Source organism: Mesorhizobium sp. WSM4832, assembly GCF_055811115.1.
Genome location: NZ_JBVVQH010000003.1, coordinates 286,251 through 302,215 on the forward strand (window position 1 = coordinate 286,251; position 15,965 = coordinate 302,215).

The following is a 15,965-nucleotide window of genomic DNA, read 5'->3' on the forward strand; positions in this document are numbered from 1 at the left end:
GTTTGTCACGGGGTCAGGCGTGGACGCCGGCCATCGTCGCCCAGGCCGCCATGGCGCCGGCAACGGTCGCCATGAGGGCGGCATACGTTGCGCCGTCACGCGCCTGGATCGACATGCCATGCTGTACGGTGGCGAAAAAAGTGGCCGCGGTCCGGCAATCGAAATCCACGGGCAATTCGCCTTCGGCCACGGCGCGCTCCAGACGCCTTTCGAGCGCTGTCTGATTTTCGGCGCGGCGACGGCGCAAATCCTGGCAGATCAGCCCCTGGGTCGAGTCCTGATGCAGGGCTCCAAGTGCGATGAGACAACCTTGCGGCCGGTCGGCTTGTGAATAGGCCTTGGCCGTCTGGGCCAAAAATCCCTCGATCGCAAGCCGCGCGGTCGGGGCTTCTTCCAGCGTCGACCAGATACCAGTGCCCTCGCTGCGCGTGTAGAGGTCGGTCGCTTCGAGGAAAAGCGCCTCCTTGCTGCCGAAGGCGGCGTAGAGGCTGGGCGAATTGATGCCCATGGCCGCGGTCAAGTCGCTGAGCGACGCGCCTTCATAACCCTTTGCCCAGAAAACCTCCATTGCCCGATGCAGGGCGGACGCTCGATCAAAGCTTCGCGGGCGGCCTCTCTCCGACATGGTGTCCTTCAGTTGGCATCCTTTCTGTGTTGATCGATACATAATTCACTTGACGGCACCCGGCAAGCTTGGCAGGGATTTATGTATCGATCGTTACATAAAGGAGAAAACCGATGTCTTCCAGGCAATTGCGCGGCAAGGCCGCATTCGTGACCGGCGGCAGCCGCGGTATCGGCGCGGCTATCGCAAAAAGACTGGCGCGTGACGGCGCGAGCGTCGCCCTGACCTATGTGAATGGCGAGGAGCAGGCGCGCATCGTCGTCGATGAGATCGAGGCGGCCGGCGGGCGTGCCATCGCCATCAAGGCCGACGGTCGCGATGCCCAGGCGATCGAGAGCGCCGTCGACGGGGCGATGGATGCTTTCGGACGGCTCGACATCCTGGTCAACAGCGCCGGCATCTGGCGCGCGGCGCCGATCGATGCCTTGTCGCTCGCCGATTTCGACGAGAGCATGGAGGTCAATTTGCGGGCGCCTTTCGTCGCTTCGAAGGCCGCGGCCCGGCATATGGCGGATGGCGGCAGGATCATCTCGATCGGCAGCAACCTGGCTGAGCGCGTGACGGATCCGGGTCTCAGCGCGTATTCGACCAGCAAGGCGGCGCTGGTCGGATTGACGAAAGCCCTGGCGCGCGATCTCGGCCCGCGCGGCATCACCGCCAACATCGTCCATCCAGGTTCCACCGACACCGACATGAACCCGGCCAACGGGCCGCATGCCGAGCACCAGCGCCGCAAGATGGCGACACCGCGCTTCGGCGAGGCCGAGGAGATCGCGGGGATGGTAGCCTGGCTGGCGAGCCCGGAAGGCCGCTTCGTCACGGGAGCCTCGTTGACGATAGACGGCGGCGCCAACGCCTGATTGTTTTCAACGCTGGCGAGCGCGTGAGGCCCGGAGCAAATTGCTGCCCGGGTCTCACAATGATGTGAAACTGTTCTGCAACACGGCTTCGAAAATTTATGGAAGCTTAACGAAATCGGTATGAATCGGTATAGTCACGTCATACATCCGCCATGCGGAAGGCGGGACCGTCCAGCGGCGCGGAACGGGAACCGGTCACAACCGGTGCGGGTGAAGCATGAAAATCCTCGGGAACAAAAAGGCTGTCATGCCGATCGCGATCGCGGCCACTCTTGCCTTGGGGCAGCAGCCGGCCAGCGCGCAAGGGCTGTTCGACATGCTGTTCGGAGGCGGCATCCGGCACAACCCGCAAGGCGAATTTCCGCCGCCGCCGAAGCCACGCAAGATACGGCCAGGCGCGTCTGCCGGAGAGGATGGTGGCAGCGTCAGGATCAGCAGCCCGACCTACAACACCTACCGGGCCGACAAGCTTGTTCGTGTCGACTTCAAGTCGCTGCTGCGGGCGCCTCAACCCGTCGCGGCCGCGGCCCAGGACGCGGCCTATGTGCCGTCCGTAACCGGCAATGGCGCTTTTCGCGACGCGCTGGCAGACCTCACCGATTACGAACTCTTTGCCGAGCCTGACGTTGCCAAGGCGCTGATCGCCTATTATTCGGCCAATCCGGATTTCATCTGGGTGAGCGACAACGTCCCCAACAGCAGGGCGCAGGATGCGGTGCGGGTGTTGGGCGAAGCGGCAAGCTACGGGCTGACACCGGCCGACTACAATGTCGAGGTCCCGGCGGCTGCGACCGCGGTCACTCCCCAAGAGCGCACCAAGGAGTTGGTCCGCTTCGAAATGGCGCTGTCGGCGCGCGTGCTGCGCTATGCGCAGGATGCGCAAAGCGGCCGCGTCGAGCCCAACCGCATGACCGCCTACTACGATTTTCCGGCCAAGCCGTTCGACCTGGAAGGCGCGCTCAAGACGCTGGCGCATACCCAGGAAGTGCGCACTTATCTCGAATCGCGGCATCCGCAGAATCCCGAGTATCAGGCGCTGCGCGTTGAGCTGGAAGCGCTCGAGGCGAGCGAGGAAAACGAGATCGTCGTCGATCCGAAGCTGCTGCTGAAGCCCGGCGAGAGCAGCCCTGAATTGCCAAAGCTGTTGACGCTTATCTCCCGCAATCTCGATGACGAGATGGGCGGCAGCTATGGTGAGATCCTCGCCAGGCTGGGCAAGAGCGAGCTCTACGATCCCGAACTGGTGCCGGTGATTAAGGCAGTGCAGCAACGGGAAGGCATGAAGGGCGACGGCGTCATCGGCCCGCGCACCGTGGCTTTACTGGCCGGTGCGTCGAAGGCCGACAAGATCGAGAAGGTCAAGGTCGCGCTCGAGGAGTTGCGCTGGCTGCCGTCGGATCTCGGCAGTCCGCGCGTTTTCATCAATCAGCCGGCCTTTACCGCCAGCTATATCGACGATGGCGAGGAGAAGCTGAAGACCCGCGCGGTCATCGGCCGGGTCGCCAACCAGACCGCCTTCTTCTACAACCAGATCAAGCAGGTCGATTTCCATCCTTATTGGGGCGTGCCGCAGTCGATCATCGTCAACGAGATGCTGCCGAGGCTGCGCGGCGATCCAGGCTATCTCGACCGCGCCGGCTACGAGGTGACGGATTCGCGCGGCAAGCGCGTCCCGTCCTCGGCGGTCAATTGGGGCGCCTATGGCTCCAACATCCCGTTCAGCGTGCGCCAGCAGCCGAGCGAGGCCAATGCGCTGGGCGAATTGAAGATACTTTTCCCCAACAAGCATGCCATCTACATGCATGACACGCCGCAGAAGTCGTTCTTCGCGCGCGACATGCGCGCGCTCAGCCATGGCTGCGTCCGGCTGCAGGATCCGCGCGGCATGGCCGCGGCGGTGCTCGGCACCTCTGTCGACGATATCGCCGAGAAGCTGAAGCACGGGCATTCGACCGAGAATGTCACGCGTGTCATCCCGGTCTATGTCGCCTATTTCACCGCCTGGCCGGACATGTCCGGCAAGGTCGAATATTTCGACGACGTCTATGACCGCGATACCAAGCTGATGCAGGCGCTCGACGCGACCGAAGCGGTGCGCACGCCGTCAAGCTGAGCGCTGTTTGCTTTCAAGCAATTGCGGACGGAAGGCTACGGCGAAGCCGCCGAGCCTAAAGCGCGTAGCGGCCGGCGGAAGCCGGCGCCGCGCCCGGCGATCAGCCAATAGACCAGGCCGGCCACGAGGCCGGCGCCGGCGATGATGCCCATATCGGCCCAGCGTTCCGGATCGTCGGCGGCGTCGGGCCAGATCAGCATGAAACCGGCGGCCGCCGCAGCAGTGCCGAACAGCATGTGCAGCCAAAAGCTTCGCAGCGAAAAGAACTCGGCGATCAGGGCGAAGATCAGCGTCTGCATCCCTGTCAAGATGATCGTCAGGAAGTAGACGAACATGCCGAGCGGCGGCACCGCAAGCACGGCGACGGGCGTGATTGCCATGAGATCGAAGTAACCCGGCGCATTGGGCAGCGCGCTCAATATCGCGTAGATCACCGCCACTGCGATCAACCCTACAAGCACCGCGACCAGATAGCCGACAAGCACCATCAGGATACGCTTCAGGACGTAGCCAATCATTGCCATGCACCCCCGCGCCCGCAATCATGGCGGGCAGTCAGCCACCAAAGTTGTGACGATGCAAGGGCAGAGGCGCAGGGGTGCGCCCCTGGGCTGTGCGGGTCGTCAGGCCGCGCGCGGCCTATTTGGGCTCGCCGGTCACAGGATCGTAGGTGATTTCGACCTTGGCCTTGTCCGTCGTGTAGTAGGTGACGGTATAGCCGTCGCTATCCCAATCGACCTCCTTCACATAGCGGAAGTCCTTGCGCTGCTCGACCTTGGCGATGATCTCCGACAGTTTCTTGGCGTTTTGCGGCGGCAGTGGCTGGTCGTCTGCCGCGAAGGCCGCTCCGCCGGCAAGGAAGACCACGATACCGGTTGCCAGAAGAACAGTGCGCATGAGAGCCCCTCAAATCTCGTTGGCATGGACGCGGTGAGAAACTCGTATGCGGGCGGATTGGTTCCGCAGCGTAAAAAAACGCCTCTCAATGCGCTCACCCCGATGCGGCCGAACTTCACCGGACAGCAAGAAATTCAGTGTTTCCGAAAACGAAAGAGTATGTGATTTCAAAGGGTAGCAGCGTGGTACGAATGTGTCCCTCGATGTAACGAATGACTAACCATGCGCCGGACGCCGAGTTCGTCATATTAGCTGTTCGTGGTAGAGCTTTCAGCAAGACCCTGATAGAATTCCGGACATAACAGGGTGGCAACGGTGCGCCGGGCCTGCCGAGGATTTCCGTCGGCAGACGGCGACGCGTTTTTTTGAGCGCAGGTCGCCCGTTCAGGAGTGCAGCGGGACTGGGGGCTCAATCATGGCTGAACGGAATTATACCCGTCAGCTTGCGACAATCATTTCAATCGACGCAGTTGGATTCTCTCGGTTGATGGGTATCGACGACGAGTTGGCTGTCGCTGCCTTCGAGGAGAGGCGCGACATCATCGCCGGCAGTTGCGGCGCATTTGGCGGACGCACCTTCGGCGATGCCGGCGACAGCATCATGGCCGAATTCGGCAATCCGATCGAAGCCTTGCGGGCGGCCTTCGATTTCCAGGCCCGGATCGTGGCGCTGAATGCCTCGGTCGCCGAAAACATGCGCATGCCGTTTCGCGCCGGGATCAACACCGGTGATGTCATTGTCCGTGAAGGCCGTCTTTACGGCGACGACGTCAACATCGCCGCCCGGCTTCAGGAGTTCGCACCGCATGACGGCGTCGCCATCTCGGCGACGACATGGCACCATGTGAAGGACAAGACAGCGGCGGTCTTCACCGATCTCGGCGAGTTCAGCCTGAAGAACATCGCCCTGCCGGTGCAGGTCCTGATCGCCGGCCGCGGCAGCAACGGGCCCGCCGGGGCGGCATCCTTTGCTTCTATCCCCACCGCGCCCGGCCATTACAGGCCCGCCCCAAAGGGGCCCCCGGCAATCGCAGTGCTGCCGTTCCAGAGCAATGGCAGCGAACCCGACGTCGGCTATATGGCGGACGGTATTGCCGAGGACATCATCTACGGTCTTTCCAACACGCGCTGGCTCTCGGTCATCGCCAAGGGGTCCAGCTTCCAGTTTCGCGACGACAGCCTGGGCACAAGGCTCATCGGCAACGCGCTTGGCGCGCGCTATATCGTCAGCGGCACGTTGGCGCGCTCCGACAGGCAGATCCGTCTCAACACGTCGCTGACCGACACGTCGAACGGACGCCTGGTCTGGTCGCAGCGCTTCGACCGCGACCTCGTTGACATCTTCAGCCTGCGCGACCAGATCGGCAGCGAGATCGTTTCCATCCTCGACAAGGAGGTCGACCGCGCCGAGCAGGCGCGCACGTTCCAGGTGCCGTGGGAAAGCCTGGAGACGTGGCAACTGGTCCGACGCGGCCGCTGGCACATGAACAGGCGCACGCGCCGCGACACCGAAATCGCCCTCGATTTCTTCGACAAGGGCTACCGCGACGATCCGAATTCAAGCGCCGTGCTGAACGAGCTCGCCTGGTGGTACTTCTGGCGGGCCTGGCTGCGTTTCGGCGACAGCGACGACCTGGAGAAAGTCGAGACGCTTGCACGCAAGGCGCTTCTGATGGACAGCCTCGATGCGCGCCCGCATGCCTATCTCGGCGCGGCCGACATCATGCGCGGCCTTCCGGCATTGGCGGCCGAGCACCTCGCCGAGGCGATCCACATCAATCCGAGCTTCGCCTTCGCCCGCTCAGCCATGGGCAGCGCGCATCTGCTGCTCGGCGACGCGACCAGCGCGATATCGTTCTTCCTCGATACCGAACGGTTGAGCCCGTTCGACCTCTACCGCTTCCACAACCTTGGGGAACTGGCCGCCGCCTATTGCTTCGTCGAGGACTGGCCGGCCGCAATCGCCACCGCCGAGCGTTCGCTCAACCTGTCGCCAGGTTACTTTTACGCCAGGTTCCTGAAGATCGGCGCCTTGATGAGAAGCGGCAGGCGCGACGAGGCGGCGCGGGAGCTCGCCATTTTCATGACTAGGCATCCCGACTTTTCCGAACAGCGGATACGCTGGATACCGTTCGTCGACCCGACCAAGAACAATGTTCTGATCGCCAATTTCGACCTGGCCAAGTCAGCCGCATGATCGCCGGGACCGACAACATATGACTGTGAACGAATTCACATACGCCGGACCGATGCAAACCTAGGCCAGTAAGATGCCGGCATCGCACTGACGTGGACAGCCGGGGGGCTTGAACGCGCATGATCACATTGAAGTACTTCGCCGCTGTCCGGGCCGCCCAGAAGAGCCAGCGTCCGGTTGGAGAGATGCCGCCGTTCGACATCGGTCGGCTGCGTTCCAAGGGTGGCATTGCTTCCCGCATCGCCGGCTTTCTTCTCGGAGATACGCGCTGGCTGCTGGCGCTGCTGCGCCGTTTCTGGCCGAATTTCGGCTTCGGCAATTTCCTGCTCGTCACCAAGGGCGCGGATGTTCGCGACATATTGGAGCGCGGCGACGAGTTCGAGACGCCCTACGGGCCGGAAATGGCCGAATTGGCCCGGGGCTCGAATTTCATTCTCGGCATGCAGGACGGCGCCGCGTACCGGCAGATGAAATCGGCGGTTCTGAGCGCCTTCCCGCCGGCGGAAGTCGAAGCCGCCGTCAGGCCGATCGCGGAGCGCCATTCGCGCGATATCATGACCCGCGCCAGCCCCGGCTTCGATGCGATCGCCGGATTGATGAAGATCGTGCCGGTGCGCATCTGCCGCGATTATTTCGGCCTCGAGATCGATGACGAAAGCGAGTTCGCCGACTGGTCGATCGCGCTCAGCGCGCTGTTCTTTTCCGATCCGACGGCAAATCCCGCGACGCGCCAGCTTGCCGTGGTCGCCGGCGATCGCCTGATCAAGGTCATAGACCGCTCGATCGCCGCGGCCAGGGAAAGGGCAGGCAAGGACGACCGGCCGCTGGCCCGCCTTGTCGCTTTGATGGACCAGGGGCGCCTGTCGCTGCCGGACATTCATTCCATCATGCTCGGCATGATCGCCGGCTTTGTGCCGACCAATGTGCTTGCCGGCAGCAATTGCCTGGACTTGATCCTGTCGCGAACCGATGCGCGGCAGGCCGTGGATGAGGCTGTCGCTGCCAGCGATACCGGCAAGCTCGACCGGGCGATCATGGAAGCCATGCGCTTCAAGCCGATCTGGATCGGGCCCTGGCGCTACACCAGGCGCGACGCGGTCATCGGCAAGGGCACCCGCCGCGAGCGCCTGGTCAAGGCCGGAACGGTGGTGATGCCGGCGACGCTTTCAGCCATGTTCGATCCCGAGATCGTGCAGCGGCCGAACGAGTTCGATATCTCTCGTCCGCATCGCGACTACATGGTTTTCGGCCACGGCATCCACCTGTGCATCGGCGCCGAGATCGCCCGTATCCAGATCGGCGAATGCATTCGCGCCCTGTTCAGCAAACCGAAGCTTGCCCGCGCTCGAGGCAGGGCCGGCAAGATGGTCGATGTCGGCGCCTATCCGGCAAATCTCAAGGTCGATTTCGAACCGTCGCCGCTTTGCCGCACAGTTGGTCAGTCCATGGTTACGGTGGTCTGTCCGATCACCCGCACAGTGCCACTCGATGCCGTGCGCCACACGGTCGCCGGCCTCGGCAATCCGTGCATTGGCGAGCTCCGCGAGGCGCTCGACAAGGTTGGCACCATCCATTTTACCAGCCTGGCTGTCGTCGCTACCGACAAGGATGAGAAATCGGGTAACGAGACGGGAGCGCTGGTGTTCGAAATATCCGGTGATGGCAGCGCTGACGACGTCATTGCGGCCATCGTGCAAGCCATCGGTCACCGGTTGCAGCCAATCTTCAGGGATGTCTGCGGCCTGCCGGATGGCCGCGCGCTGGAGGACTTCCTGAAGAAGCGCCACATCGAGATATCGCCGTCCTTTGGCAGCACTGCCGGGCTGGTTTTCTCAGGTACGCCGGGACATTCGGTGCGCCGCATCCGCGCCGAGCATGAGCTTGCCGAAGCTGTGCGCGGTATCGTCGAACGGCCCCGAAAAGGTACCGGCAACGCTCCGGCGGTGCTCGCCGAAGCCCGCGAGCACGTCCGTTCGCTGGGAAGATTCGCCTGGGCATTCGAGCCGGCCGAAAGCCTGCTCGAGAAACCGCCGGGCAAGTGGCGGTATGCCTTCACCTCGACGCTGTTCACGCCGGCCGTGTTTGTGAGTGTGTTGGCGGTCTGGCTCTTTTTCACCTGGCTGACCTATGTGACGGTGTTCAGTGACCCGCCCTGGTGGACCTTCCGCACCATTTTTATCGTCGGCGCCTCGCTGATTTTGAGCGCGCTTGGCATTCTGTCGTCCGTAGGTTTGCTGCTGGGGCTCTGCTTCTGGGCGTTGCGACGCCTCGAAGACAGTGACCGGCCGGAGACTAACTCGATCCAGATATCCGTGCTGAAGGAGATTCTCGCTAGGGAGGACCACGGGGCGCAAAACAATCTGACCGCGATTTCGACGATGAAGCCCGGCATCTTGAGGCGGCTGGCGCTCAGGCTCTCTTTTTACCTGATCTCGATCTCGGCGCAAAAAGTGTTTAGGCCGGGCTTTCTCAACACAATCAACACCATCCATTTCGCCCGTTGGGTACTGCTGCCCGGCACCAACAAGCTGATGTTCTTCTCCAACTATGGCGGGAGCTGGGAAAGCTACCTGGAGGATTTCATCGCCAAGGCATCTGCGGGGCTGACTGGCGTGTGGAGCAACGCCGTGGGCTATCCGCGCACGCGCTGGCTGTTTCTCGATGGCGCGCGTGACGGCGACCGCTTCAAGCGCTGGGCGCGGCGCCAGCAGGTGCCGACACTCTTCTGGTATTCGGCCTATCGCGACCTCAACACCGTTCGCATCCGGACCAATTCGCGCATCAGGCGCGGCATCGCTTCCGCAACCGGCAACGAGGCGCGCGATTGGTTGAGCCTGTTCGGTTCGCTGCCGCGCACGATGACGGAAAGAACCACGGTTCAAAAGACCACCTCGCTGCTGGCCAATGTCAGTTCAGCCTTTCCGCCGCCTCTCGAACAGCAACTGGAAACCGGCGAGATCCAGTCCATCTTCTTCGGTCCGTTCGGCCCGCTTGGCTATGGCCATATGATGGCTATCCAAGTGCCGGAAACCCTTCCTCGAGCCAAACGCAAGGCTTGGCTGACCTTCGTCATCGAACAGACCAGTTTCGGCGATGGCAAGCCGGTCAAACGAGCCATGACAGTGGCTTTCGGCCCTGGTGGTTTGCGGCAGCTGGGGCTCGACGAGGGCATTGATGACAATCCGCTGGATACGTTCCCTATCGCCTTCCGCCACGGCATGGGCAATCCCGAGCGTAGGCGAATCCTGGACGACATGGGCAGCGACGGATCCGACAACTGGGAGTGGGGCTCGCAGCGCAAGCCGGTCGACGCAGTTGTCGTGTGCTATGCAAAGACGCAAGCCATCCTGAAGAGCGACGTCGCCGCCGTGAAGAAAATGACGGCAGAGGCCGGGATGAACATCGCCGCCGAACTGCCGCTCATTGTGAAGCGCGAACCGGCCGAACCCGAAGCAAAGGCAGCCGAGGCCGCCAAGCACAACGGCAGGCAAGGGCGCCCGCCGGCTTATGAGCATTTCGGATTTGTCGACGGTATATCGCAGCCGATCGTGCGGGGGACGGCGCGCGCCAGCAAGGCTGCCGCGCCCATGCATCTGGTCGAGCCCGGCGAGTTCCTGTTCGGCTATCGCGACGAGCATGGCTTCTATCCGGCCTCGCCTTCGGTGAGCGCTTCACGCGATCAGAACAGGATCTTGTCGCAGGTGCGCCGCAGCCGGCTGATTCCCGGCCTGCCTCCGCCGCCGCGGGACTTCGGCCGCAACGGCTCGTTTCTTGTCGTGCGCCAGTTCGAACAGCATGTCGGCCTCTTCAACAAATATTGCGAAGAGGCCGCCGCACGGGCGGCGAGCGAAACCGGCAACGATGCCATCACACGAGAGTGGGTTGCCGCCAAGATGCTCGGCCGCTGGCAGAACGGCAGTTCGCTGGTGCGCAATCCCGATCATCCGGGACGTGCCGTCGACAATGACTTCGCGCTCGGCGCCGAGGACCCTCAGGGCCACGCCTGTCCGCTCGGCGCGCATATTCGCCGGTCCAATCCGCGCGATTCGCTTGGCGAGGATCGCGAAACACAGATCCAGATTGGCAAGCGACACCGCATGCTGCGTGTGGGCCGCACCTATGAGAAGAAGGACAGCGGCGGGAAGGTCGAGAAGGGAATGCTCTTCATGTGCCTCAACGCCGACATCGAGCGTCAGTACGAATTCGTTCAGCAGACCTGGGTCTCGTCGACGTCGTTCGAGGGCCTTGTCGGTGAGAAGGACCCGATGATCGGCGCGCGCCAAGGTTGCGGCCACTTCACCATCCCCTCGTGGGAGAAGGTCACTGTACTTAAGGAGGTCCCGCAATTCGTCACCACGAAGGGCGGGGGCTACTTCTTCATGCCGAGCCGCTCCTCGATGCGCTACCTGATTTCGCGGCTCTGATCCGGGCCGCGCGGTGGCTCAGTCGTCGTCCTGCGAATCGGCGAGCTGGTTCAGCGCGGCGGCGTTGGTGACGCGCAGCCCGCCGCGCCTGATGGCGATCATCTGCCGGCTGCGCCATTCGTTGAGCGTCTTGTTGACCGATTCGCGGGTTGCGCCGAGGAACTCGCCTAGCTCCGATTGTGAAATCGGAATCCAGCCGGCGGAGTCGGCCATGACGCCGCTCAGGAACACCAGCCGCTTCGCCAGCCGGGCCTCGATGCCGAAAAAGGCCTGGTCGCCCAGTTCGCCGCTGACCCAGCGCAGCCGGGTGCACAGCAATTCGATCATCGCGCGTGCAAGGAGCGGGTTTTTCTCAATGCGGTCAAAGAGTTGTGTCCGGCTCAGCGAAACCAGCTCGCATGCCGTGAGGCAGATGGCGGTTGCCGTGCGCGGGCGCCCGTCCAGCGCCCCGATCTCGCCGACAAGGCTGCGCGACAGCTCGATATTGGCCACCAGCTTCTGCCCGCCCGGCGAATAGATGGAAATCTCGACGGTGCCGCTCATCACGCCATAGATGCGGTCGGACGCGTCCTCCTGGACAAACAAATGCTGGCCGGCGGCATAGCGCTCCAGCTTGCAGCCGCCGAACAGCAGGTCGAACTGGCGCGGGTCAATACGCGCCAGGCGCGGCAGGTTCCTGTCGTCCGCGCCGTTTGCAATCATGATGCGATTCCGCCTCTCGTTAAGCGGAAATTGTATGACAAGTGCGTGCTCGATCAAAGTGTCGTCTCCTTCTGTGGTGGCTAACCGAGTTCGGCAGGTGGCTGACAGAAGTTCGAATGTCACGCCTGTCGCGTCGAAATTGGATAAGCCGGCAAACTGTAAGGAGACCGGGCGCACTGGCGGTTGCGAGCCGATCCTTCGAGAACGCCGTCCGCGCGCTTGGGTGGGAGGTACCCAGCGCGCAGACAGCAAATCTGAAAATGGCTAGGTGATAAAATTCCTTCGTGAGAAACCGCATACATTGCAATCCGGAAGCCGTCTTCGGACGCTGTGGATCAGCTGAGGCCGTTGATGCCGCCGTTGCCATATCTGCGCGCGAACCCAGTTTGACGTATGTGAAGGCGATCACAGATATGCTGGTCCGGCAGAGCGATTGATATTTAAAGATAAATGGTGAGGGGCACGCCATGGCAGCCGCGAAGGGACTCCTTGTAAAGGTTCGCGGCGACGGCGCCGGGCTTTCGGTGCGAGGCGGACCGCCCCGGATTGGCGGGATCGAAGCCGAACCGATCCTCACTCTTCCGCCTGGGGCCGGCAGCGCAAGTCCGGCCGCGGCCGGGGATCGCGGCGCCACCTGGCTGCGGTTGGCGGCGGATGCCGCCGATTCGGACAATCCCTGGGACCACGCCCACGACCTTATCGCCCGGAACCCGGCCTTGTCAGCCGCGGGCGCGGAAGTGCTCGCGGTCGAGCCCGATATCGTGCAGCAATGGGATTACAAGGACAGCGACGGCGATCGCGGCATGGCGGCGAGCGCAGCTCCGGCATGCACTTTTGACGAACAGGATTCGAGCGGTGGGCAGGCAACTGTATCGGGTCGGGTCGCGTGGAATGCCGCGCCGGACTTCAGCCAGTTCAAGGCGGCGCGCGAAAGGGTCGGCGCCAAGCAGGCCAATATCACCATTGCCCATCTCGACACTGGTTTCGATCCCGGCCACCAGACCGTTCCGTCCGGGCTTGCGGGGCAGCGCAATTTCGTCGATCGAACCCGTCCGTACGATGCGACCGACCGGGCTCCGGCCGGCACGCTGACCAGCAACCGCGGCCATGGAACCGGCACGCTCAGCCTGCTTGCCGGCAACAAGCTCGACGGCAGCTCGCCGCACTGGCCGGGCTTCACCGATTTCGTCGGCGGCGCGCCATTGGCGAAAATCCTGCCGGTGCGGATCGCCGACTGGGTGGTGCGGCTGACCACCGGCACCATGGTGCAAGGGATCGACTACGCACGCCAGCAAGGCGCGCAAGTGTTGTCGATGAGCATGGGCGGTCTGACTTCGCAGGCTCTGGTCGACGCCGTCAACCTTGCCTATGAGCACGGCCTGGTGATGGTCACGGCGGCGGGCAACAATTTTGCCATCACGCCGCGCAGCATCGTCTATCCCGCGCGCTACAACCGGGTGCTTGCGGCATGCGGCGTGATGGGCGACGGGCGCGCCTATACGGGGCTCGATTTCGGCACCATGCAAGGCAATTACGGGCCGCCGTCGAAGATGGACACCGCGCTCGGAGCCTACACGCCGAACGTTCCCTGGGCCGAGATCGATTGTCGCAAGATCGTCGACATGGACGGCAGCGGCACTTCGGCCGCGACCCCGCAGGTCGCTGCCGCCGCCGCTCTCTGGCTGGCCGAGCATTGGGACGTGGTGAAGAACTATCCTCAACCGTGGATGCGCATCGAGGCGGTACGCAAGGCGTTGTTCGCCAAGGCCTCGAAATCGACAGCCAAAATGAATGCGGCGCAGACGAAGGAGAAGATCGGGCAGGGCGTGTTGCGCGCCCTTGATGCGCTGGACTTTGCGCCGCCGGCGGCGGCAAGCCTCACGAAGCTTGTGCCCGCCACCTACACGTGGAGCTGGCTGGAGCTTTTGACCGGAGGGAATTCGTTGGCTCCGCCGCCGCCGGCGACACTTCGGCAGCGAATGATGTTTGCGCTGGAACTGACGCAGATGGCGCAAGCAACGGCGGCAATCGAACAGGCGATCGCTGATCCGGATGGCGATCCGGACAAGGTCTCGGCCGCGGCACGCAACCGCTATCTCGAAGCGGCGCTCGACCAGGGCAACCCGTCAAAGCCGCTCAAGGCCTTTCTGGAAGGTTGGCTCGGCCGGCCAGGCGCCAGCGCGGCCGTTCCCGCGCCGGTCACTGGGCCTGCGCCTGCCATCAAGCGCAAGCCGCGGCCGCTGCCGCCGCCGCAACGGCGCTTGCGCATCTACGCCCTCGATCCGTCGGTGGCCAAGCGGCTGGATTCGGTCTCGGTCTACCAGGCGACGCTTTCTGTGCCATGGGACGACGAGCCTGCGACAGACAGGCCGCTGCTGCCCGGTCCTATCGGCGAATATCTCGAGGTGGTCGATGTCGACCCCGCGTCCGACCGCGTCTACGACCCGGTCGACCTGAACGACAAAGTGCTCCTGGCGCAGGACGGCCTGCCGCCTTCGGAGGGCAATCCGAAATTCCACCAGCAGATGGTCTACGCGGTCGCCATGACCACGATCGGCCATTTCGAGCGTGCGCTTGGCCGGCGCGCATTGTGGGCGCCGCACTACGCCGAGGCTCCCGGCCGGACCGGCGACATGGCGGTGAAGGCGCATTATGTGCCGCGCCTGCGCATTTATCCGCATGCGCTGCGCGCCGAGAATGCCTATTACAGCCCGGAAAAGAAGGCGCTGCTGTTCGGCTATTTCCCGGCGACCAGCAACCAGGGCGACGTCACCACACCTGGAACGACGGTGTTCTCGTGCCTGTCCAGCGACATCGTCGCGCATGAGATGTCGCACGCGCTGCTCGACGGGCTGCATCGCCGCTTTCAGGAAGCGTCCAATCCGGATGTGCCGGCGTTCCACGAGGCTTTCGCCGACATCGTCGCGCTGTTCCAGCATTTTACGCTGAAGGAACTGGTCAGCTTCGAAATCGGCAAGGCGAGGGGCGAATTGTCGGCCGCCTCGCTGCTTTCCGGTGTTGCCAAGCAGTTCGGCGAAGGCAGCGGCCGGGCCGGGCCGTTGCGCGAATATGGCGGCGCCGGCATGGCCGATCTCGACTACGACAAGACCTTCGAGGCCCATGACCGCGGCTCGATCCTGGTCTTCGCCGTCTACCAGGCCTTCCTCGCGATCACCGATCGGCGGACCGACGACTTGATCCAGCTTGCGACCGGCGGCTCCGGCATCCTGCCGGCGGGAACCTTGCACCCTAGCCTGATCGAGCGCCTGACCGACGAGGTCGCCAAGATCGCCAGGCAGATGCTGACCATGTGCATCCGCGCGCTCGACTATTGCCCGGCGGTCGACATCACCTTCGGCGAATATCTGCGCGCGCTGATCACCGCCGATCGCGACGCCTACCCCGACGATCCGCTCCACTATCGCCTGGCCTTCCTGGAATCGTTCCGCAAATGGAAGCTTCTGCCGCGCGATGTTCGCACCATCTCGGAAGAAACGCTTGCCTGGAGCGCGCCCGAGGACCCGTCGCCGACCTGGCTGGAGGGGCTGCTCAGCAAGATCGACCTCGGCTGGAACCAGAAACTGAAGCGGGCCGAGATCTTCGCGCTCAACGACAGGAACCGCTATGCGCTGTGGAAGGCGATGCACAAGGCCTTCGCTTCCAATCCGGACGTCTACAAGCAGTTCGGCCTGCTGCCCGATCTGCCGCGCTACAATGAGGACGGCACGATTATGCACGCGGCCAGGAAAGGCGAGACGACCTTCGACATCTACAGCGTGCGCCCGACGCGGCGCGTCGAGCCGGACGGCTCGTTCCGCGTCGAGGTCGTGGCCGTCATCCAGCAGCGCATTCCGGTCGCGCTCGACGGCACGGCGATGCCGCAGGGCATGGCCAAGGGCGACGGGTTCTTCTGGTTCCGCGGCGGCGCCACGATCATCATCGACCCCCGCGAGGGCTTTGAGGAGATCCGCTACTCGATCATCAAGAACACCGGCAGCGCCGACCGGCAGAAGCGCCAGGCCGGGACGATGGCGGCCAATTACCTGTCACCGCTGAGAGCGCTCTATTTCGGCGGCGAGGTGTCGGAGCCCTTTGCCTTGCTGCATGCCAGCGACGGGGACGACGACCATGTCTAGAAAGCCGGTGA

Annotated in this window: 9 protein-coding genes; 5 read left to right on the forward strand and 4 right to left on the reverse strand. The window is 63.4% G+C overall.

Annotation, left to right across the window (positions count from 1 at the left end):
* Positions 1–13: 13 nt before the first annotated feature.
* A complete protein-coding gene (locus AC0L2L_RS06660; protein WP_473577005.1) occupies positions 14–625 on the reverse strand; it encodes a TetR/AcrR family transcriptional regulator in 612 nt (203 codons plus the stop codon).
* A 113-nt stretch (positions 626–738) separates the two neighbouring features.
* Between AC0L2L_RS06660 and AC0L2L_RS06665 the strand changes: the two genes are divergently transcribed.
* Complete coding sequence (locus AC0L2L_RS06665; RefSeq protein WP_473577006.1) at positions 739–1,485, forward strand: 3-oxoacyl-ACP reductase family protein; 747 nt, start codon at positions 739–741, stop codon at positions 1,483–1,485.
* Between the two features lie 217 nt (positions 1,486–1,702).
* A complete protein-coding gene (locus AC0L2L_RS06670; protein WP_473577008.1) occupies positions 1,703–3,598 on the forward strand; it encodes a L,D-transpeptidase family protein in 1,896 nt (631 codons plus the stop codon).
* 35 nt (positions 3,599–3,633) lie between these two features.
* Here the strand turns inward: AC0L2L_RS06670 and AC0L2L_RS06675 are convergent, their stop codons facing one another.
* On the reverse strand, positions 3,634–4,116 hold the full coding sequence (locus AC0L2L_RS06675; protein WP_473577009.1) for a hypothetical protein: 483 nt from the start codon (positions 4,114–4,116) through the stop codon (positions 3,634–3,636).
* A 121-nt stretch (positions 4,117–4,237) separates the two neighbouring features.
* Positions 4,238–4,495: a PepSY domain-containing protein gene (locus AC0L2L_RS06680; RefSeq protein ID WP_027169371.1), complete on the reverse strand. Its 258-nt coding sequence runs from the start codon at positions 4,493–4,495 to the stop codon at positions 4,238–4,240.
* A 415-nt stretch (positions 4,496–4,910) separates the two neighbouring features.
* Between AC0L2L_RS06680 and AC0L2L_RS06685 the strand changes: the two genes are divergently transcribed.
* Entirely contained in the window at positions 4,911–6,692 is a 1,782-nt protein-coding gene (locus tag AC0L2L_RS06685) for an adenylate/guanylate cyclase domain-containing protein (RefSeq protein WP_473577010.1), read from the forward strand.
* Positions 6,693–6,811: 119 nt separating this feature from the next.
* Positions 6,812–11,116, forward strand: coding sequence for a cytochrome P450 (locus tag AC0L2L_RS06690; RefSeq protein ID WP_473577011.1), 4,305 nt, complete (start codon positions 6,812–6,814; stop codon positions 11,114–11,116).
* A gap of 18 nt (positions 11,117–11,134) precedes the next feature.
* Here AC0L2L_RS06690 and AC0L2L_RS06695 read toward each other — a convergent pair whose 3' ends face one another.
* Positions 11,135–11,818, reverse strand: a complete 684-nt coding sequence (locus tag AC0L2L_RS06695; protein WP_473577112.1) for a Crp/Fnr family transcriptional regulator — start codon at positions 11,816–11,818, stop codon at positions 11,135–11,137.
* A 467-nt stretch (positions 11,819–12,285) separates the two neighbouring features.
* Here AC0L2L_RS06695 and AC0L2L_RS06700 point away from each other — a divergent pair, with 467 nt between their 5' ends.
* Positions 12,286–15,954: a S8 family serine peptidase gene (locus AC0L2L_RS06700; protein ID WP_473577012.1), complete on the forward strand. Its 3,669-nt coding sequence runs from the start codon at positions 12,286–12,288 to the stop codon at positions 15,952–15,954.
* Positions 15,955–15,965: the final 11 nt, after the last annotated feature.